The organism is Stutzerimonas sp. CXK-1 (assembly GCF_057738225.1).
On the sequence record NZ_CM173217.1, the window covers coordinates 466,985 to 483,641 of the forward strand.

The following is a 16,657-nucleotide window of genomic DNA, read 5'->3' on the forward strand; positions in this document are numbered from 1 at the left end:
CGGCTTCGGCCGCCCGTTTCGTTTGTCGACTTCTGCCGCCGGCCGCTTGTGGTATAGGCTGCGGCGCAACGCAACGAGCGAGGTGAAACATGAAAAAGTGGCAGTGCGTGGTCTGCGGATTCATCTACGACGAGGCCGAAGGCTGGCCGGACGACGGCATCGCCCCTGGCACCCGCTGGGAAGACGTGCCCGAGGATTGGGTATGCCCGGACTGTGGCGTCGGCAAGATGGACTTCGAAATGATCGCCATCTCCTGATTTCCGATTACCAACCGAGCGAGGACACTTCGTGACTGCACCCATCGTCATCATCGGCACCGGCCTGGCCGGCTACAACCTCGCACGCGAACTGCGCAAGCTGGACGGCGACATACCGTTGCTGCTGATCACCCGCGACGATGGGCGCTCGTATTCCAAGCCGATGCTCTCCACCGGTTTTGCCATGAACAAGGATGCCGAAAGCCTGGGCATGGCCAGCGCCGGTGCGATGGCCGCGCAGCTGAAGGCCGAGATTCGCACCCATACCGAGGTCACCCGGCTGGAGCCGGCGGCGCAGCGCATCTGGCTGGGCAACGAGCCGGTCGCCTACCGCGACCTGGTGATCGCCTGGGGCGCGCAGACGCTGCGGGTACCGCTGGCCGGCGATGCCGCCGATGCCGTGCATCCGATCAACGACCTGCTCGACTACGGCCATTTCCGTGCCGCCGCCCAGGGGCGCAAGCGGGTGCTGATCATGGGCGCCGGGCTGATCGGCTGTGAATTTGCCAACGACCTGCGCCTGGGCGGCTACGAGGTGGATGTGGTGGCGCCGGCCGAGCAACTGATGCCCGGCCTGTTGCCGCCGCAGCCGGCCGCGGCGGTGCGCCAGGGCCTGGAGGCGCTGGGTGCGCGCTTTCACCTGGGTACCGTGGTCGAGCGGCTGGATCGCCACGGCGACGCGCTGAGCGCGCAATTGGCCGACGGCCGCCGGCTGGATTGCGATCTGGTGGTCAGCGCCGTCGGCCTGCGCCCGCGCACCGAACTGGCGGCCCAGGCGGGGTTGGCCGTCGCGCGCGGTATTGCCGTCGACCGCCAGCTGCGCACCTCCGCGCCGCACGTCTATGCGCTGGGCGACTGCGCCGAGGTCGACGGGCTCAACCTGCTCTATGTGATGCCGCTGATGAGTGGCGTGCGCGCCCTGGCCCGCACGCTGCTGGGCACGCCGACGGAGGTCAGCTACGGGCCCATGCCGGTCACGGTGAAGACGCCGGCCTGCCCGCTGGTGGTCTCGCCACCGGCGGCCGACGCTGCAGGGCGCTGGGTTGTCGAAGGGCAGGGCGCAGACATCAAGGCGCTGTACCTGGGCGCAGACGGCAAGCTGCTCGGCTATGCACTGACCGGCGCGGCGGTGCAGGACAAGCTCGCGCTCAATCGGCAGCTGCCGCCGGTGCTGGCGGAACTGCCGCAAACTCTGACGCTAAAGCCTTCGAGCTGACTAAGCCTTGAGTCGTAGAAGACTGGCGCCAGTGCTAGCAGCGTGCCATTCTCCCTGAGTCTGCCCAGCTAGAGCTGTCGCAGCGCCTTTCAGGGTCGTTCCTCGGGAGCGGCCAAGACACAACAACAACAAAGTCTCAGAGGCTACCAATGCGTAAACCGGAACTTGCCGCCGCCATCGCCGAGAAGGCTGACCTGTCCAAGGATCAGGCCAACCGTGTCCTCAACGCCGTTCTGGACGAAATCACCAATGCGCTGAACCGCAAGGACAGCGTCACCCTGGTCGGTTTCGGCACCTTCGTCCAACGCCACCGCGGAGCCCGCGCCGGCAAGAACCCGCAGACCGGCGAGCCGGTCACCATCAAGGCCAGCAACACTGTGGCCTTCAAGCCGGGAAAGATGCTGCGCGACGCCATCAACTGATGGGCTGCCCCGGAGCCTCCGGGCTCCGGGCTCCGGGCGATCTGACTGCCCGGTCCCGCTCGGACTCCTCGTTACCCACGCTTTTTCGCTGCCGACGAGCCGCTACAATGCGGCGCAAATCGAATCCTCCCGTCGGATGCCCGCCTGATGAAATTTCGCTTCCTGCTCTGGATGCTTGGCCGCCTGATGGCCAAGGCCAGCCGCACCAATCCCGAGTTCCAGCAGCAGCTGGGTGACAAGAACCTGAGCTTTCAGCTGCACACCCTGGACGGCAAGGTCGCCCGGCATTTCGTGGTGAAGGACCAGCGCGTCACCAGCAAGCGCGGCCCGGCGACTGAGCCAGCGTTCTCCCTGGGCTTCAAGGATGCCGCCTATGGTTTCGCGACCATGACGGCGAAGAACAAGCAGCTGGCGTTCATGCAGGGAATTCAGAACAAGGACATCCAGATCCAGGGCAATCCGGCGCTGGTGATGTGGTTTCAGGGGCTGACCAAATACCTGAAGCCGAAAAAGAAGAAGTAGTTTCGCCCTGAGCCCGCGATCCGGTGCCCTCATTTCGGGGTGTCCTGGGCTCCTGGCTCGTCAGACGCAGGGCTGCACGTTACCTGTGGTGGAAAACGCTGCGCGGTTTTCCACCCTACGGCTGGCCACACGGCCCTACGGCGCCTCCCGCCAAACCCTCGCTTCCTCCTTCAACCACTCCCGAAACGCCACCAGCCCCGCCGACTCCACCTTGCGCTCGGGAATCATCAGGTAGTACGCCCGCGTCTCGCTGCGGTAGGCGTGCGGATGCGCCAGCACCAGCCGCCCCTCGGCCAGTTCGCGCTGGATCAAAAACGGCGGGATCAGCGCCACCCCCATGCCATGCTCGGCCGCCTGCGCCAGCATGGAGAACAGCTCCAGCCGCGGGCCGGTCATGTCGCGGGCGACTTTCAGCCCCAGCGAATCGAACCACTGCCGCCAGGCATAGGGCCGGGTGGTCTGCTGCAGCAGCGGCAGCTCGCTCAGGGCCTGGGTCGTGAACGGCTGAGCGTCGCGCAGCAGGGCGGGGCTGCAGACTGGCTGCAGGTCCTCGGGCATCAGGTAGTGCGCCTCGGTACCGGACCAGTCGGCATCGCCGAAGTAGATGGCAGCATCGAACTCGGTATCGGCAAAGAGAAAGGGCCGGGTGCGGTTGGTCAGGTTCACCGTGATCTCCGGGTGCAGCGCCTGGAAATGCCTGAGGCGCGGCACCAGCCACTGGGTGCCGAAGGTCGGCACCACGGCCAGCTCCAGGCTCATGGCGCCCTGCTGGCCCATCACCGACAGCGTGTCGCGCTCGACCGCGTCCAGCTGCGCGGCGATGCGACGGGCGTAGGATTGGCCGGCGGCGGTCAGCTTCACGCCGCGCCGCGAACGGCGGAACAGCGCCAGGCCGAGGAATTCCTCCAGCCCGCCAATCTGCCGGCAGATGGCGCTCTGGGTCAGCGCCAGCTCGTCGGCTGCGCGGGTAAAGCTCTCGTGGCGGGCGGCGGCCTCGAAGGCGATCAGCGCGGCGGTGCTGGGAATCTTCCGGCGCATTATGCAAAGACCTCACGTGATGAGCCTGATAATCGGACAAAAGCTTATCTCGGAGTGAGCGAAACGCACAGTTTGGTGCGAAATCCTCGTTTGCGACGCACCGTTGCGGCGCCTAGGATCAGCCCATCCCGCCCGCGCGCCTGCGGTGCCGAAGACAACAAGAGGAGCCTCCCGAATGGCCGGCAAAGCAAGCTTCAACTGGATCGACCCGCTGCTGCTCGACCAGCAGCTGACCGAAGAAGAGCGCATGGTGCGTGACAGCGCCGCGCAGTTCGCCGCTGACAAGCTGGCGCCGCGGGTGCTGGAAGCCTTCCGCCATGAGCGCACCGATCCGGCGATCTTTCGCGAGATGGGCGAGACCGGCCTGCTCGGCGCGACCATTCCCGAAGCCTACGGCGGCAGCGGGCTGAACTACGTGTGCTACGGCCTGATCGCCCGCGAGGTCGAGCGCATCGATTCGGGCTACCGCTCGATGATGAGCGTGCAGTCCTCGCTGGTGATGGTGCCGATCTTCGAATTCGGCAACGAGGCGACCAGGCAGAAGTACCTGCCCAAGCTGGCCAGCGGCGAATACATCGGCTGCTTCGGCCTCACCGAACCGAACCACGGCTCCGACCCCGGTTCGATGGTCACCCGGGCGAAAAAGGTCGACGGCGGCTATCGGCTGTCCGGCAGCAAGATGTGGATCACCAACAGCCCGATCGCCGATGTCTTCGTGGTCTGGGCCAAGGATGAGGCTGGCGAGATTCGCGGCTTCGTGCTGGAAAAGGGCTGGGAAGGGCTGTCCGCCCCGACGATCCACGGAAAAGTCGGCCTGCGCGCGTCGATCACCGGCGAGATCGTCATGGACAACGTGTTCTGCCCGGAAGAGAACGCCTTCCCCGACGTGCGCGGGCTGAAGGGGCCGTTCACCTGCCTGAACAGTGCCCGCTACGGCATCAGCTGGGGCGCGCTGGGCGCCGCCGAGTTCTGCTGGCACACCGCGCGCCAGTACGTGCTCGACCGCCAGCAGTTCGGCCGGGCGCTGGCGGCCAACCAGCTGATCCAGAAGAAGCTGGCCGACATGCAGACCGAGATCACCCTGGCCCTGCAGGGTTGCCTGCGCCTCGGCCGGATGAAGGACGAGGGCAGCGCCGCGGTGGAAATCACCTCGATCATGAAGCGCAACAGCTGCGGCAAGGCGCTGGATGTGGCGCGCATGGCGCGCGACATGATGGGCGGCAATGGCATCAGCGACGAGTTCGGCGTGGCCCGGCACCTGGTCAACCTGGAGGTGGTGAACACCTACGAGGGCACCCACGATGTGCATGCACTGATCCTCGGCCGCGCGCAGACCGGCATCCAGGCGTTCTTCTGACGGTTCGTAGGGTGGAAAACCGCGACAGCGTTTTCCACCTTTGCTCCCGGTCCCGTATCCATTGGTGGAAAAGACCTGCGGTCATTTTCCACCCTACCCACGAAGGAAGTCGCGATGCCCGGCGCCCTGTCCCATATCCGTGTTCTCGACCTGTCGCGCGTGCTCGCCGGGCCCTGGTGCGGGCAGATCCTCGGTGATCTCGGCGCCGAGGTGATCAAGGTCGAGCGCCCTGGCACGGGCGACGATACCCGCCATTGGGGCCCGCCCTATCTCAAGGACCAGCACGGCGAGAACACCTCTGAGGCGGCCTATTACCTGACCGCCAACCGCAACAAGCAGTCGCTGACCGTCGACTTCACCCGGCCCGAGGGCCAGCGCATCATCCGCGAGCTGGTGGCGCAATGCGATGTGCTGCTGGAGAACTTCAAGGTCGGCGGGCTGGCCGCCTACGGGCTGGATTACGAAAGCCTGAAGGCGATCAATCCGCGGCTGATCTATTGCTCGATCACCGGTTTCGGCCAGGACGGCCCCTACGCTGCGCGTGCCGGCTACGACTTCATGATCCAGGGCCTCGGCGGGCTGATGAGCCTGACCGGCCGCAGCGATGCGGAGGAGGGCGCCGGGCCGGTGAAGGTCGGTGTGGCGCTGACCGATATCCTCACCGGCCTGTACGCCACCGTTGGCGTGCTCGCTGCGCTGGCACATCGCGAACGCAGCGGCGAGGGCCAGCATATCGACACGGCGCTGCTCGACGTGCAGGTCGCCTGCCTCGGCAACCAGGCGCTCAACTATCTCACCACCGGCGTGGCGCCCAGGCGCATGGGCAATGCCCATCCGAACATCGTGCCCTATCAGGATTTTCCCACTGCCGACGGCGACATCATCCTCACCGTCGGCAACGACGGTCAGTTCCGCAAGTTCTGCGAGGTGGCCGGGCGTCCCGAGTGGGCGGCTGATGCCCGCTTCGCCACCAATCGCGCGCGCGTTGCCCATCGCGCCGAACTGATTCCGCTGATCCGCCAGGTCACGGTGTTCCGCACCACGGCCGAATGGGTCAGTGCGCTGGAGCAGGCCGGTGTGCCCTGCGGGCCGATCAACGACCTGGCGCAGGTGTTCGCCGACCCGCAGGTGCAGCATCGCGGGCTGAATGTCGATATGCCGCATCCGCTGGCCGGCCGTGTGCCGCAGGTGGCCAGCCCGCTGCGGCTGTCCGCTTCGCCAGTGGCGTACCGCAACCCGCCGCCGCTGCTCGGCGAGCACAGCGAGGCGCTGTTGCAGCGCCTGCTGGGCATGAACGACGAGCAGATCGTCGGCCTGCGCGCGGCCGGAGTGATCTAGCCTGGAGGCTATCTAGCTCAGAAGCCTTCCAGCACGATCTTGCCCTTGGCCTTGCCGCTTTCCAGCAGGGCATGGGCGCGGCGCAGGTTAGCCGCGTTGATGGTGCCGAAGTGCTCGCCGAGGGTGGTGCGCAGCACGCCCAGATCAACCAGCTGGCTGACGCGCTGCAGCAGGTGGTGCTGCTCGATCATATCCGGCGTCTCGAACAGTGAGCGGGTGAACATCAGTTCCCAGTGCAGCGACAGGCTTTTGCGCTTGAGCTTCATCACGTCCAGCGGCTGGGCCGGATCGTCGATGAGCGCCAGGCGGCCCTGGGGTGCCAGTGCCTCGACCAGCTGGTCGAAATGCTGGTCGGTCTGGGTCAGGCTGGCGACATGGCTGACGCTGGCGAAACCGGCGCGCTGCAGCTCGGCGTGCAACGGCTGACTATGGTCGATGACATGGTGCGCGCCCAGTTCACGCGCCCAGGCCTGGGTTTCCGGACGCGAGGCGGTGGCGATCACGCTGACCTCGGTGAGCTGGCGGGCCAGCTGCAGCATGATCGAACCGACCCCGCCGGCGGCTCCGACGATCAGCAGCTGCTGCCCGGCGCTCTGGCCTTCCACCAGTTGCAGGCGTTCGAACAGCAGCTCCCAGGCGGTGATGGCGGTCAGCGGCAGTGCGGCGGCCTCGGCGAAGCTCAGGCTCTGCGGCTTGCGGCCGACGATGCGCTCGTCCACCAGATGGCGTTCGCTGTTGCCGCCGGCGCGGGCGATGGAGCCGGCGTAGAACACCTCGTCGCCGACCTTGAACAGGCTGACTTCGCTGCCCACCCCGACCACCACACCGGCGACGTCCCAGCCCAGCACCTTCGGCTGACCGCCCTCGGGCTGAGTGTTGCGGCGTACCTTGGTATCCACCGGGTTGACCGAAATGGCGCGCACCTCCACCAGCAGATCGCGCGGGCCGGGTACCGGCTCGGGCAGTTCCACGTCCTGCAGCGCGCGGGGATCGTCGATGGCGAGGGATTCGAAGTAGGCGACCGCTTTCATGCTGTTGCTCCGTATGGGTTCGGTGGAGGGGCATGCTCAGCTATTTGACGCGGCGGAAAAACGGGGCGATAAGCGAGGCTCTTTCAACAGGATTTTGAAAATGCTGCGTATCGACGACCTCCAGCTGTTCGTCCGTACCGCCGACAGCGGCAGCCTTTCCGCGGCCGCGCGCGGGCTCGACGTGTCGCCGGCGGTGGCCAGTGCGGCCTTGAAGCGCCTGGAGGCGAGCCTGGGGGCGCGACTGTTCGTGCGCTCCACCCGCAGCCTGCGCCTGACCGCCGAGGGCGAGGCGTATCTGCTGCATGCCCGGGCAGCACTGGCCAGCCTGCACGAGGGTGCCCAGGCGCTCGCTGGCGGGCGCGAGGCGATCAGCGGCGTGCTGCAGCTGTCGGCGCCATCGGACTTCGGGCGCAACGTGCTGCTGCCCTGGCTCGACGAATTCCAGGCGCGCCATCCGCAGTTGCAGCTGCGCCTGCTGTTGGGCGACGGGCTGACCGATCTGTTCCGCCAGCCGGTGGACCTGGTCCTGCGCTATGGCGCGCCGGAGGATTCCAGCCTTGTCGCGCTGCCGGTTGCTGGCGAGAACCGCCGGGTGCTGTGCGCCTCGCCTGCCTACCTGCAGCGTCACGGTGCGCCGCAGCGGCTGGACGAACTGGCGGCGCACAACTGCCTGCGCTTCATGCTCGCCGGGCGCGTGCATGACCGCTGGTGCTTTCAGGAGGGACGCCGGGCGCTCACCGTGCAGGTCAGCGGTGATCGGATCAGCGACGATGCCGACGTGGTGCGACGCTGGGCCCTGGCCGGCCTCGGGCTGGCCTACAAGTCCTGGCTGGACATCGCCGACGACGTGGCCGCGGGCCGTCTACAGGTGCTGTTGCCAGACTGTCTCGGCGAGGCGGCGCCCTTGAACCTGCTCTGCGCCCATCGCGCACAGTTGAGCAAGCCGGTGCGGCTGCTGCGCGAGCATCTGCAGCAGCGCTGCGCCGAGCTGTTGGCGTCCTCGCCCTGGCTGGCCGCTCGCTGAGCAGGACGCTGCGACGCTTCGCTCCGGTTGTTCGGCCTGAACTCTTGCGCCGGCTGGCTATCCTTAGAGGAACACTTCGGATCGATGGATGAACGGATCATGCGAACCCTGCGCTTCACCCACGCCTGGCAGCTGGCAGTCGTGCTTTTCATGTCGTCGCTTCTGGCCGGCTGCGGCATCAACAACATTCCGCAGTACGACGAGCAGGTGAAATCTGCCTGGGCCCAGGTGGAAAACCAGTACCAGCGGCGCGCCGATCTGGTCCCCAACCTGGTGGAAACGGTCAAGGGCTTCGCCCGCCAGGAGCAGGAGACCCTCACTGCGGTGATCGAGGCGCGCGCCAAAGCGACGTCGATCCAGGTCGATGCCAACACGCTGGACAACCCCGAGCAACTGCAGCGCTTCCAGCAGGCGCAGAACCAGCTGTCCGGTGCGCTGAGCCGGTTGATGGTGGTCTCCGAGCGCTACCCGGAACTCAAGTCCAACCAGAACTTCCTCGCCCTGCAGTCGCAACTCGAAGGCACGGAGAACCGCATCGCGGTGGCCCGGCGTGATTTCATCGCCGCGGTGGAGCGCTATAACACCGAGATCCGCACCTTCCCTGGGCGCATCTGGCACACGCTGATGTACAGCGACATGCCGATTCGCGAGACCTTCGAGGCCACGGCGACCAATGCCGATCAGGCGCCGCAAGTGAAGTTCGAATGATCCGCGCGCTGTGCCTGCTCGGTCTGCTCCTGCTGGTTGGCCCCCTGGCCGCCCAGGAGCACGAGCTGCCGGCACTGACCGGGCGGGTGGTCGATCGCGCCGAGCTGCTCGATGCTCAGACCGAGGCACGCCTGACGAGCTTGCTGGCCGGTCATGAGCAGCGCAGCGGCGGTGAGCAGCTGGTGGTGGTCACCGTGCCGGACCTCGGCGGGCGCAGCATCGAGGCCTTTGGTGTCGAGCTCGGGCGCGCCTGGGGGATCGGGCAGAAGGCCAAGGACAACGGCGCGCTGCTGATCGTCGCGCGTGACGAGCGCCAGATTCGCATCGAGGTCGGCTACGGCCTGGAAGGTGAACTCACCGATGCGCAGTCCTCGGTGATCATCAATCGCATCATGGTCCCGGCGTTTCGCGAAGGCGACTTTGCCCGCGGCATCCTCGATGGCGCGACGGCGATCATCCGGGTGCTCGGCGGCGAACCCCTGCCGGCCGAGCTGCGTCCGGTGATGCCGCTGCAGGGGGAGCGGCCCGGCGGGCTCGGATTGCTGTTGTTCTTCGGCATGCTGGTGGTGATCTTCCTGCTTGGCGGCGGTCGCGGAGGCCGCGGCGGTGGCGGGCGCGCCTTTCTGCTCGGGGCACTGCTCGGCAGCATGGGCCGCGGCGGTGGCTTCGGTGGCGGCGGCGGATTTGGCGGCGGCGGCTTCGGTGGAGGCGGCGGTGGTTTCGGTGGCGGCGGCGCTTCCGGCGGCTGGTAAGGAGAGGACATGACGCTACTGAGCGAAAGCGAGCTGCAACAGGTCGCCGCGGCGATCGAGCGGGTCGAGGCACACACCGACGCCGAGCTGGTGACGGTGCTTGCCGCCCGCGCCGACGACTACCGCTATATTCCGCTGCTCTGGGCCAGCCTGATCGCCCTCTTGCTGCCCGGCGCGCTGCTGTTCTTCAGCGGCTGGTTGAGCGCCTGGCAGCTGGTGCTGGTGCAATGGGCAACCTTCGTGGGGCTGGCGCTGCTATTTCGCCTGCCGGGCCTGACCACCCGGCTGATCCCGCCGGCGGTGCGCCGCTGGCGGGCCTGCAACCTGGCGCGCCGGCAGTTCCTCGAACTCAACCTGCACCACACCGAGGGCGAGACCGGCATGCTGATCTTCGTCTCCGAAGCTGAGCGCTACGTGGAAATCCTCGTCGACCGCGGTATTTCCCGCCGTATCGACAACAGCGCCTGGCAGGCGGTGGTCGCAGAGTTCACCGGGCGCGTGCGCGACGGGCAGGTCCTCGAAGGCTTTCTCGCCTGCATCGAATCCTGCGGCGAGCTGCTGCGCGAGCAAGTGCCCAAGACCCATCCGCGCAACGAATTGCCCAACCGGCTGGTGGTGCTGGACTAGCCCCGGCCGGGTGGCGCCGTGCCTGCCTGCGACGGGCAAGGCCGCGGCCGGGGCTTTCGGTGGATGGCTTCGGCCATCCACCCTACACGGTGCTCGCTGGAGCGTAGGGTGGAAAACGCGCGCAGCGCTTTTCCACGTAATGGGCGAGGGTGCGCGGGCTCGAGTGGCAGGTGGCAAAGCTGGCGGCCAGGGCGTTCGGTGGTTGGCTTCGGCCATCCACCCTACGTGGCTTGCTGGAGCGTAGGGTGGAAAATGCGCACGGCGCTTTTCCACGTAATGGGCGAGGGTGCGCGGGCTCGAGTGGCAGGTGGCAAAGCTGGCGGCCAGGGCTTTCGGTGGCTGGCTTCGGCCATCCACCCCACGCGGCTCGCAGGAGCGTAGGGTGGAAAACGCGCGCAGCGCTTTTCCACGTAATGGGCGAGGGTGCGCGGGCTCGAGTGGCAGGTGGCGAAGCTGGCGGCCAGGGCGTTCGGTGGCTGGCTTCGGCCAGCCACCCCACGCGGCTCGCAGGAGCGTAGGGTGGAAAACGCGCGCAGCGCTTTTCCACGCAGTGGGCGAGGGGCGCGCAGGTTCGGGTGGCGGGTGGCGAGGGCTGCGGGCGGGGCTTCCGGTGGATGGCTTCGGCCATCCACCCTACGCAGTGCCCGCAGGAGCGTAGAGTGGAAAACGCTCGCAGCGCTTTTCCACCGAAGCCGTTACCGGGGCGCGCCGACCTCAGGCCATCCCCGGTCCGTCGTCGCGCGGGTTGTCCTGCGGCGACAGCTCGAAATGCTCGGCATGCTCCAGCGCGCTGGCAGCGACGCGATCGATGGCATGCAGCGCATGGCCGACGATATGGCTGACGCTCGCCTCCTGCGGTACTTCCGGCAGGGTGGCGATGGCGGCATAGACGGCCTCGCCCGGTACCGTTTCCTCATCGAGCAGGCGCGTGGTGATCGCATCCAGTGCCGGACGGATGCGCTGCAGCAGCGCCAGGCAGTCGCGTTCGAGCTGGCGCAGCAGGTCGTCGGCGGCGCGGATGGCTTCGCCGGAATCGAACTCGATGTGCGCATCGCGTACCGCCTGCAGGCTGAGCAGCGAACCGCTCGGGCTCATGCCCAGCGCACCGACCATCGACAGGGCGATCTTCGAGGCTTCCTGCAGGTCCTGCCCGGCGCCGGACGACACCTCGTGGAAGTACAGCTGCTCGGCACCGCGGCCGGCGAGTAGCATCTGAATGCGCGCGCGCAGTTCCGAATGCAGGTGCAGGCGCTTGTCCTCGACCGGCGTGACCAGGGTGACGCCGAGCGCCTGGCCGCGCGGCAGGATGGTGACCTTTTCCACCCGGCCGACCTTCAGCGCCGCGGCGACCAGCGCGTGGCCGGCCTCGTGGACGGCGATGCGCTTGCGCTCGGTTTCCGACATCGGGCTGACGCCGGCGGGCTTTTCGCCGATGCGGCAGGTCTCGATGGCGTCGACGAAATGCCCCATGGCGACCGTACCGGCGCCGGCGCGGGCGGCCAGCAGGGCGGCATGGTTGACGATTTGGGCAATGGCTGCGGGCGTCAGGCCGACGGTGTTGCGCGCCAGCTGGGCGAAGTCCAGGCCCTGCTCGGCGCGCACGCGGCCGGCATACAGGCGGAACAGCGCCTCGCGGTCATCGAGGCCGGGCAGGCCGACGGCGATGCTGCGGTCGAAGCGGCCTTCGCGCACCAGCGCCGGGTCCAGCGAGTTCGGAAAGTTGGTCGCGCCGAGCACCAGCACGCCGCTGCTGCCGTCGAAACCGTCCAGCTCGGCGAGGAACTGGTTGATGATGCGGTTGCTCTCGGCATCGCTGGAGCGCTGTTGTTCGGCGCGCTTGCCGATGCCGTCGATCTCGTCGATGAAGATGATGCACGGTGCCTGCCGGCGTGCGGTGCGGAACAGCGACTTGACCTTCTGGATGCCGACGCCGAAGTACATCGAAGAGAAGTCGCTGCCGGTCACCTGGATGAAGCTGGCATTCGCTTCCCCGGCCAGCGCCTTGGCCAGCTGGGTCTTGCCGGTGCCGGGTTCGCCGGTCAGCAGCACGCCCTTGGGTGGACGCGCGCCGAGCCGCGCATAGGCCTGCGGGTCGCGCAGGTAGGCGGTGACGTCGCGCAGCGCCTGCTTGGCCTCGCTGGCGCCGATCACGTCATCGAAGCCGACCTCGCTGCGCTTGCGCTGGATCTGGAAACCGCTGCTGCGCACCGCCAGGTAGACCAGCGCCAGAACCAGCACCAGGGCGAACGGTAGGTAGGGTACCAGCGGCTTGTACCAGCGGGCTTCGGCGTCGGTTTCATAGAGGGCCAGCGGGAACAGCCGGGTGGCGGCATCGGCGTACTGGCCGAGCAGCAGGCCGGCGGCGCGCCCGGAGATGTCCGGCACCCAGTAGCGGGCGCCGTCAACGGCGGTCACGTAGACCGCATCCGGGGCCAGGGCGGCACTCGCGATGCGCTGCTCGCGCAGGTCACCGATCAGGCGCGAAAGGTCGCCGCGGTTGGCCTGCCAGGGCTCGCGCGATGCCTGCAGCTCGGCCAGCATGGCAGCTGCGGTACCGGGCTCGGCGGGCGTCGCCGGTGGGGTGGAGCGGAGCGCCCAGAAAGCCAGCGCAGCGGCGCCGACCAGCAACAGGGCAACAAGCGCAAGGCCGCGTGGGCCTTGGAGCAGTCGTGGTTTCTTCATGTCACATCCAATCGGGCCAGCCCGATGCATCGATAAACAACCGCCGGTGGCGGACCACAGTTTTTTTACGCGGGTCGACCCGCAAGCACATCGGTACTGTGCTTTACGGCCGCAGGCTTATGGATGTGAGTTATGTGCTCGACCGCTGGTCGGTTTCCCCTTCCCGACTGCTGGCGAGGATACGGCAAGCACCGGCCAGCTTGGGGCGGTGCGACGAATGGACGATGCCTTTGCGACGAATGACCGGTGACGGACTGAACTCCTGATCGTTCGGCGTGGGCGTCCGATTCGTTGTCGAAGGGTGCGCTGTTCACCTTTTTACCCATCGAGGGGGAATCTTGGGCCACCTGTTGCTGCCAGAGAGAGGCAGCCGCAACAGGGGAGGTTTGGCTAACCATGTATCGCGTTTTGCACGGGGTGGCTTTTGGCATGTTGGTCGCCGTGGCGTTGCCCGGCGCGGCCGAGGCGTCTGCATTGCCCGAAGTGATCGGGCTGGTGCGCTCGGTCGACGGTGCGTCGCGGTTCATCAATCGGGGCCAGGTCGCCCCGGTTCGGCTCGGGCAAGCTCTGGTGGTCGGTGCCGTGCTGGAAACCGACCAGGGTCGCCTTGGCCTGGCCCTGAATGACGGCACGCGCCTGGTGCTGGGGCCGGAAAGCCGACTGCGCCTGGCGGCCTTCGAGTTCGCCCCGGCGCGACGAGCGCTCGGTTTTCGCGCTCGGCTGGAGCGCGGCAGCCTCTATCTGAAGGGGGGTGAACTCACGCGCCTGGCGGGGGCGGCACTGCGCATCGATACCGCCGATGGCCAGGTCACGCTCGACGGAGCGGCCGGCGTGCTGGTGAGGGCTGGCCGATGAAGCCGTGGCATTGGTCGGTCTTATGGCTGCTGTCGGCGCTGGCTGGCTGTGGTAGCAGCCGTGTCACTCTGCTCGAAGGGCCTGGCAGCGTGACGGTGGCGGAGGGCGAGCAGCGCTTGAGCCTGAAAGAGCCGGGCGAGGCTGCCTGGTATTCCGGCGGCGGCTGGCTACGCGGCACTGGTAATCGCGACGAACCGGACTGGGTGAGTGCATCGTTGGCGCCGGCGCCGCTGCGATTTCGCCTGTACTTTCGTGACTGGAACGAGCTGACCGATGAGTCGCAGCGGGTCTACGCGCAGCTTCTAACGAGTCTGCGACAGCGCGCGCCGGCGATGGTCAGCGTGATCGGCCATACCGATACGCTTGGTGAGGCTGGCTATAACGAGCGGGTCGGGCTCAAGCGCGCCGGGCAGCTGGCCCGCAAGCTGCAGGCCAGTGGCATCGAGTTGTTGCAGCTACGGGTCGCTTCCCATGGCGAAGCGGACCCACTGCGGGCGACCCCGGACGAGACCTACGAGCCGCTCAATCGGCGCGTGGAGGTCTGGGTGCAGTAGCTTTCGAATGGTCGCCTGCGCGCCGCGTCGGCTACGACAGGACGCGCAGGCGGCTGGCTCAGTCGAGCACCATGATCGCATCCATTTCGACCTGCGCCGCCTTCGGCAGGGCGGCGACGCCGATGGCCGCGCGGGCCGGGTAGGGCTGTTCGAAGTAGCGGCTCATCACTTCGTTGACCGTGGCGAAGTTGCCAAGGTCGGTGAGGAAGATGTTCAGCTTGGCGACGTCCTTGAGCGAGCCGCCAGCCGCTTCAGCCACCGCCTTGAGGTTCTCGAACACCTGCACGGCCTGGGCTTCGAAGCCTTCGACCAGCTCCATGGTCTGCGGATTCAGCGGAATCTGCCCGGACAGGTAGACGGTGTTGCCGGTCTTGATGGCCTGGGAATAGGTGCCGATGGCGGCAGGCGCCTTGTCGGTGGAAATGACGGTGCGGGACATGGGATCTCCTTCGGGGGTGCGGCAAGCCTTGAGTGGCGAGCCTCAAGTGAAGAGCGAAAGCCGGGGACAAGGATTCTAACCCGGTATTGTGTGGAAACAGTGGCCGCGGCTCGCGCCTGACTGCTCACCAGGATCCGTAGGGAATGCCGTGTTTTTCGATATAGGCTCTGGATTCGGGCTCTAATGGCAGTGCGTACTGGCCGCCGGTCTTGCCTTGGGGTGGCTCCTTGGGCTCGATTTCCGCCTGGGCGCGCAGGACTTCGATGGGCCCGCCGCAGGTGCTCATGACCCAGCCCCTGACCACGCCGCCCGGTGCGAGTCCCAAGGCGAAGGCTTCCCGGTATTCGCTGGCGGGGCAGGGCGGATCGAGCCGCTCGCTCATCAACTGTCGGGCGCGTTCGGGAATCTCGAGAATGACCCGGTAGGTCTGGGGCTCGGCCAGGGATTGCCAGCGCACGTAGATGCGCCGGGGCAGGTCGGCGCCGTTGACATGACGGCCCGCGCCCCAGCCTAGGCCGCTGCACCACCCAGCGGTGTTCCCGCTGCCATCGGACGGCTTGGCGATCGATACGGTGCCCCCCTCCCATTCGATAGAAAAGGTTGCCGCGTATGTCCTCCACATCGGCGGTTTCTACCCAGACCTCCATATGGTCTGGAGCCAGAAAGCCCAGGCGCCAGCATTTATAGGGCAGGCTGCCGGGGTTTCTCTCGGCGCAGCCGCCGAGAAACAGTAAGGCCAAGATGAGCGGCAACTTGGAGGCGGTCATGATCGCTTGCCTGCTCACCAAGAGCCGTAGGGGATACCGTGTTTTTCGATATAGGCTCTGGAGGTTTCCGAAAGCGGCCGATGGGCCCCCTGGGAGGTTCCTTCATAGGGGCCCTTTGGCTCGATTTCCGCCTGGGCGCGCAGGACTTCGATGGGCTCGCCGCAGGTGCTCATGACCCAGCCCCTGACCACGCCGCCCGGTGCGAGTCCCAAAGTGAGGGCATAACGGTAATCACTGGCTGGGCAGGGTGGATCAAGCCGTTCGCTCATCAATTGCCGGGCGCGTTCGGGAATGTCCAAGACCACCCGATAGGTCTGGGGTTCCGCTAGGGACTGCCACCGCACGTAGATGCGCTCGGGCAGATCGGCGCCATTGACGTGGCGCCCCGCACCCCTGCCGAAGCGTTCACCCCAACCGGCAGCGTTCCCTTGGCCTTCTGGCGGGGTGCGAACGGCCACTATGCCGCTACCTACGTGAAAAAAATTACGTCCACGAATATCTTTCACGCCGGCTGTCTCCACCCAAACCTCCATATAGTCCGGCGCCAGAAAACCCAGGTACCAGTATTTGTACGGCAGGCTTCCGGGGCCTCTCTCGGCGCTGGCACAGCCGCCGAGCAGCATAAGAAACAGGCCAAGCAGTGGTGCTCTCATCGCTTTTTCTCCTGGGGCCGGTCGGCATGGCGTGCCCGTCCGCGTTCGGCCGGGGCATTGACGAAGACCACATCGAGCAGGCTACCGCCACGTCCTGCAGCGGCGTTCCAATTGGCCGACAGGTGAATATAGCGCTGGCGCAGCAGGCGCTCCTCTTCCATATCCAGCGCGCCGTTGCCGCTTCTGGCCCAGGCCAGCAGCTTGCCGCTGATAGGTACAAGCTCTGCGGGTAGAGAGAGTTTGCTGTCTTGTTCGTCGATGAAATCGAGCGGAACGCCTGCTTCCACAGCAAGCGTATGCATGACCCGCAGATACACCCGCGAAAGGTGCCCGTAGACCCTGCGCTCCAGATAGGGCGCCGCCAGCACGTATTTCATCTGGTCGCCGCGTCCGCCGCTGGAGGGCATGAAGTGCT

Annotated in this window: 18 protein-coding genes and 1 pseudogene; 12 read left to right on the forward strand and 7 right to left on the reverse strand. The window is 66.8% G+C overall.

The window, feature by feature from the left end:
• Positions 1-89 precede the first annotated feature (89 nt).
• The 4 genes from AC0KXH_RS02260 (at position 90) to AC0KXH_RS02275 (ending at position 2,417) form a co-directional block, all read left to right on the forward strand.
• A complete protein-coding gene (locus AC0KXH_RS02260) occupies positions 90-257 on the forward strand; it encodes a rubredoxin (protein WP_043218103.1) in 168 nt (55 codons plus the stop codon).
• A gap of 31 nt (positions 258-288) precedes the next feature.
• Positions 289-1,473 carry an NAD(P)/FAD-dependent oxidoreductase gene (locus tag AC0KXH_RS02265; RefSeq protein WP_212542852.1) on the forward strand — a complete coding sequence of 395 codons (1,185 nt, stop codon included), beginning with the start codon at positions 289-291 and terminating at the stop codon, positions 1,471-1,473.
• Between the two features lie 149 nt (positions 1,474-1,622).
• Complete coding sequence (locus AC0KXH_RS02270) at positions 1,623-1,895, forward strand: HU family DNA-binding protein (protein WP_043218106.1); 273 nt, start codon at positions 1,623-1,625, stop codon at positions 1,893-1,895.
• 147 nt (positions 1,896-2,042) lie between these two features.
• Positions 2,043-2,417, forward strand: a complete 375-nt coding sequence (locus AC0KXH_RS02275) for an SCP2 sterol-binding domain-containing protein (protein WP_061337945.1) — start codon at positions 2,043-2,045, stop codon at positions 2,415-2,417.
• A 135-nt stretch (positions 2,418-2,552) separates the two neighbouring features.
• Here the strand turns inward: AC0KXH_RS02275 and AC0KXH_RS02280 are convergent, their stop codons facing one another.
• A complete protein-coding gene (locus AC0KXH_RS02280) occupies positions 2,553-3,455 on the reverse strand; it encodes a LysR family transcriptional regulator (protein WP_488224081.1) in 903 nt (300 codons plus the stop codon).
• Between the two features lie 175 nt (positions 3,456-3,630).
• Between AC0KXH_RS02280 and AC0KXH_RS02285 the strand changes: the two genes are divergently transcribed.
• Positions 3,631-4,812, forward strand: coding sequence for an acyl-CoA dehydrogenase (locus AC0KXH_RS02285; RefSeq protein ID WP_488224082.1), 1,182 nt, complete (start codon positions 3,631-3,633; stop codon positions 4,810-4,812).
• 114 nt (positions 4,813-4,926) lie between these two features.
• Positions 4,927-6,150, forward strand: a complete 1,224-nt coding sequence (locus tag AC0KXH_RS02290; RefSeq protein ID WP_488224083.1) for a CaiB/BaiF CoA transferase family protein — start codon at positions 4,927-4,929, stop codon at positions 6,148-6,150.
• Between the two features lie 17 nt (positions 6,151-6,167).
• Here the strand turns inward: AC0KXH_RS02290 and AC0KXH_RS02295 are convergent, their stop codons facing one another.
• A complete protein-coding gene (locus AC0KXH_RS02295; RefSeq protein WP_488224084.1) occupies positions 6,168-7,181 on the reverse strand; it encodes a zinc-binding alcohol dehydrogenase family protein in 1,014 nt (337 codons plus the stop codon).
• Positions 7,182-7,281: 100 nt separating this feature from the next.
• On the opposite strand from AC0KXH_RS02295, the gene AC0KXH_RS02300 reads away from it, so the two are divergent.
• From AC0KXH_RS02300 to AC0KXH_RS02315, 4 genes are all read left to right on the forward strand, one after another.
• Positions 7,282-8,205 (forward strand): LysR family transcriptional regulator, encoded by a 924-nt coding sequence (locus tag AC0KXH_RS02300; protein WP_488224085.1) that lies wholly within the window; start codon positions 7,282-7,284, stop codon positions 8,203-8,205.
• Between the two features lie 99 nt (positions 8,206-8,304).
• Positions 8,305-8,913: a LemA family protein gene (locus tag AC0KXH_RS02305; RefSeq protein ID WP_043222867.1), complete on the forward strand. Its 609-nt coding sequence runs from the start codon at positions 8,305-8,307 to the stop codon at positions 8,911-8,913.
• Positions 8,910-9,665 (forward strand): TPM domain-containing protein, encoded by a 756-nt coding sequence (locus AC0KXH_RS02310; RefSeq protein ID WP_488224086.1) that lies wholly within the window; start codon positions 8,910-8,912, stop codon positions 9,663-9,665. The genes AC0KXH_RS02305 and AC0KXH_RS02310 overlap by 4 nt, the downstream gene beginning before the upstream one ends.
• A gap of 9 nt (positions 9,666-9,674) precedes the next feature.
• The gene (locus AC0KXH_RS02315) at positions 9,675-10,292 is read left to right on the forward strand and encodes a TPM domain-containing protein (protein WP_061337938.1); all 618 of its coding nucleotides are present in this window, start codon (positions 9,675-9,677) and stop codon (positions 10,290-10,292) included.
• 714 nt (positions 10,293-11,006) lie between these two features.
• Here AC0KXH_RS02315 and AC0KXH_RS02320 read toward each other — a convergent pair.
• Entirely contained in the window at positions 11,007-12,974 is a 1,968-nt protein-coding gene (locus AC0KXH_RS02320) for an AAA family ATPase (protein WP_488224087.1), read from the reverse strand.
• 396 nt (positions 12,975-13,370) lie between these two features.
• Here AC0KXH_RS02320 and AC0KXH_RS02325 point away from each other — a divergent pair, with 396 nt between their 5' ends.
• Positions 13,371-13,829, forward strand: a complete 459-nt coding sequence (locus AC0KXH_RS02325) for a FecR family protein (protein ID WP_437270297.1) — start codon at positions 13,371-13,373, stop codon at positions 13,827-13,829.
• On the forward strand, positions 13,826-14,383 hold the full coding sequence (locus AC0KXH_RS02330; RefSeq protein WP_488224088.1) for an OmpA family protein: 558 nt from the start codon (positions 13,826-13,828) through the stop codon (positions 14,381-14,383). The genes AC0KXH_RS02325 and AC0KXH_RS02330 overlap by 4 nt, the downstream gene beginning before the upstream one ends.
• Positions 14,384-14,441: 58 nt before the next feature.
• Here AC0KXH_RS02330 and AC0KXH_RS02335 read toward each other — a convergent pair whose 3' ends face one another.
• The 4 genes and pseudogenes from AC0KXH_RS02335 to AC0KXH_RS02350 all read right to left on the reverse strand — a co-directional run bounded on the left by AC0KXH_RS02335 (position 14,442) and on the right by AC0KXH_RS02350 (position 16,619).
• Positions 14,442-14,822 (reverse strand): RidA family protein, encoded by a 381-nt coding sequence (locus tag AC0KXH_RS02335; RefSeq protein WP_043218123.1) that lies wholly within the window; start codon positions 14,820-14,822, stop codon positions 14,442-14,444.
• A 124-nt stretch (positions 14,823-14,946) separates the two neighbouring features.
• Positions 14,947-15,589, reverse strand: a pseudogene (locus tag AC0KXH_RS02340) (DUF2931 family protein).
• 14 nt (positions 15,590-15,603) lie between these two features.
• Positions 15,604-16,242 carry a DUF2931 family protein gene (locus tag AC0KXH_RS02345; protein WP_312941006.1) on the reverse strand — a complete coding sequence of 213 codons (639 nt, stop codon included), beginning with the start codon at positions 16,240-16,242 and terminating at the stop codon, positions 15,604-15,606.
• The gene (locus AC0KXH_RS02350; protein WP_488224089.1) at positions 16,239-16,619 is read right to left on the reverse strand and encodes a hypothetical protein; all 381 of its coding nucleotides are present in this window, start codon (positions 16,617-16,619) and stop codon (positions 16,239-16,241) included. Before AC0KXH_RS02350 ends, AC0KXH_RS02345 begins: the two co-directional genes overlap by 4 nt.
• Positions 16,620-16,657 lie beyond the last annotated feature (38 nt).

Excerpts from the sequence above, each read along its gene's own strand:
- AC0KXH_RS02260 (WP_043218103.1), top strand. The coding sequence starts at position 90 with ATGAAAAAGTGGCAGTGCGTGGTCTGCGGATTCATCTACGACGAGGCC.
- AC0KXH_RS02270 (WP_043218106.1), top strand. The coding sequence starts at position 1,623 with ATGCGTAAACCGGAACTTGCCGCCGCCATCGCCGAGAAGGCTGACCTG.
- AC0KXH_RS02275 (WP_061337945.1), top strand. The coding sequence starts at position 2,043 with ATGAAATTTCGCTTCCTGCTCTGGATGCTTGGCCGCCTGATGGCCAAG.
- AC0KXH_RS02280 (WP_488224081.1), bottom strand. The coding sequence starts at position 3,455 with ATGCGCCGGAAGATTCCCAGCACCGCCGCGCTGATCGCCTTCGAGGCC.
- AC0KXH_RS02285 (WP_488224082.1), top strand. The coding sequence starts at position 3,631 with ATGGCCGGCAAAGCAAGCTTCAACTGGATCGACCCGCTGCTGCTCGAC.
- AC0KXH_RS02290 (WP_488224083.1), top strand. The coding sequence starts at position 4,927 with ATGCCCGGCGCCCTGTCCCATATCCGTGTTCTCGACCTGTCGCGCGTG.
- AC0KXH_RS02295 (WP_488224084.1), bottom strand. The coding sequence starts at position 7,181 with ATGAAAGCGGTCGCCTACTTCGAATCCCTCGCCATCGACGATCCCCGC.
- AC0KXH_RS02300 (WP_488224085.1), top strand. The coding sequence starts at position 7,282 with ATGCTGCGTATCGACGACCTCCAGCTGTTCGTCCGTACCGCCGACAGC.
- AC0KXH_RS02305 (WP_043222867.1), top strand. The coding sequence starts at position 8,305 with ATGCGAACCCTGCGCTTCACCCACGCCTGGCAGCTGGCAGTCGTGCTT.
- AC0KXH_RS02310 (WP_488224086.1), top strand. The coding sequence starts at position 8,910 with ATGATCCGCGCGCTGTGCCTGCTCGGTCTGCTCCTGCTGGTTGGCCCC.
- AC0KXH_RS02315 (WP_061337938.1), top strand. The coding sequence starts at position 9,675 with ATGACGCTACTGAGCGAAAGCGAGCTGCAACAGGTCGCCGCGGCGATC.
- AC0KXH_RS02320 (WP_488224087.1), bottom strand. The coding sequence starts at position 12,974 with ATGAAGAAACCACGACTGCTCCAAGGCCCACGCGGCCTTGCGCTTGTT.
- AC0KXH_RS02325 (WP_437270297.1), top strand. The coding sequence starts at position 13,371 with ATGTATCGCGTTTTGCACGGGGTGGCTTTTGGCATGTTGGTCGCCGTG.
- AC0KXH_RS02330 (WP_488224088.1), top strand. The coding sequence starts at position 13,826 with ATGAAGCCGTGGCATTGGTCGGTCTTATGGCTGCTGTCGGCGCTGGCT.
- AC0KXH_RS02335 (WP_043218123.1), bottom strand. The coding sequence starts at position 14,822 with ATGTCCCGCACCGTCATTTCCACCGACAAGGCGCCTGCCGCCATCGGC.
- AC0KXH_RS02345 (WP_312941006.1), bottom strand. The coding sequence starts at position 16,242 with ATGAGAGCACCACTGCTTGGCCTGTTTCTTATGCTGCTCGGCGGCTGT.
- AC0KXH_RS02350 (WP_488224089.1), bottom strand. The coding sequence starts at position 16,619 with ATGAAATACGTGCTGGCGGCGCCCTATCTGGAGCGCAGGGTCTACGGG.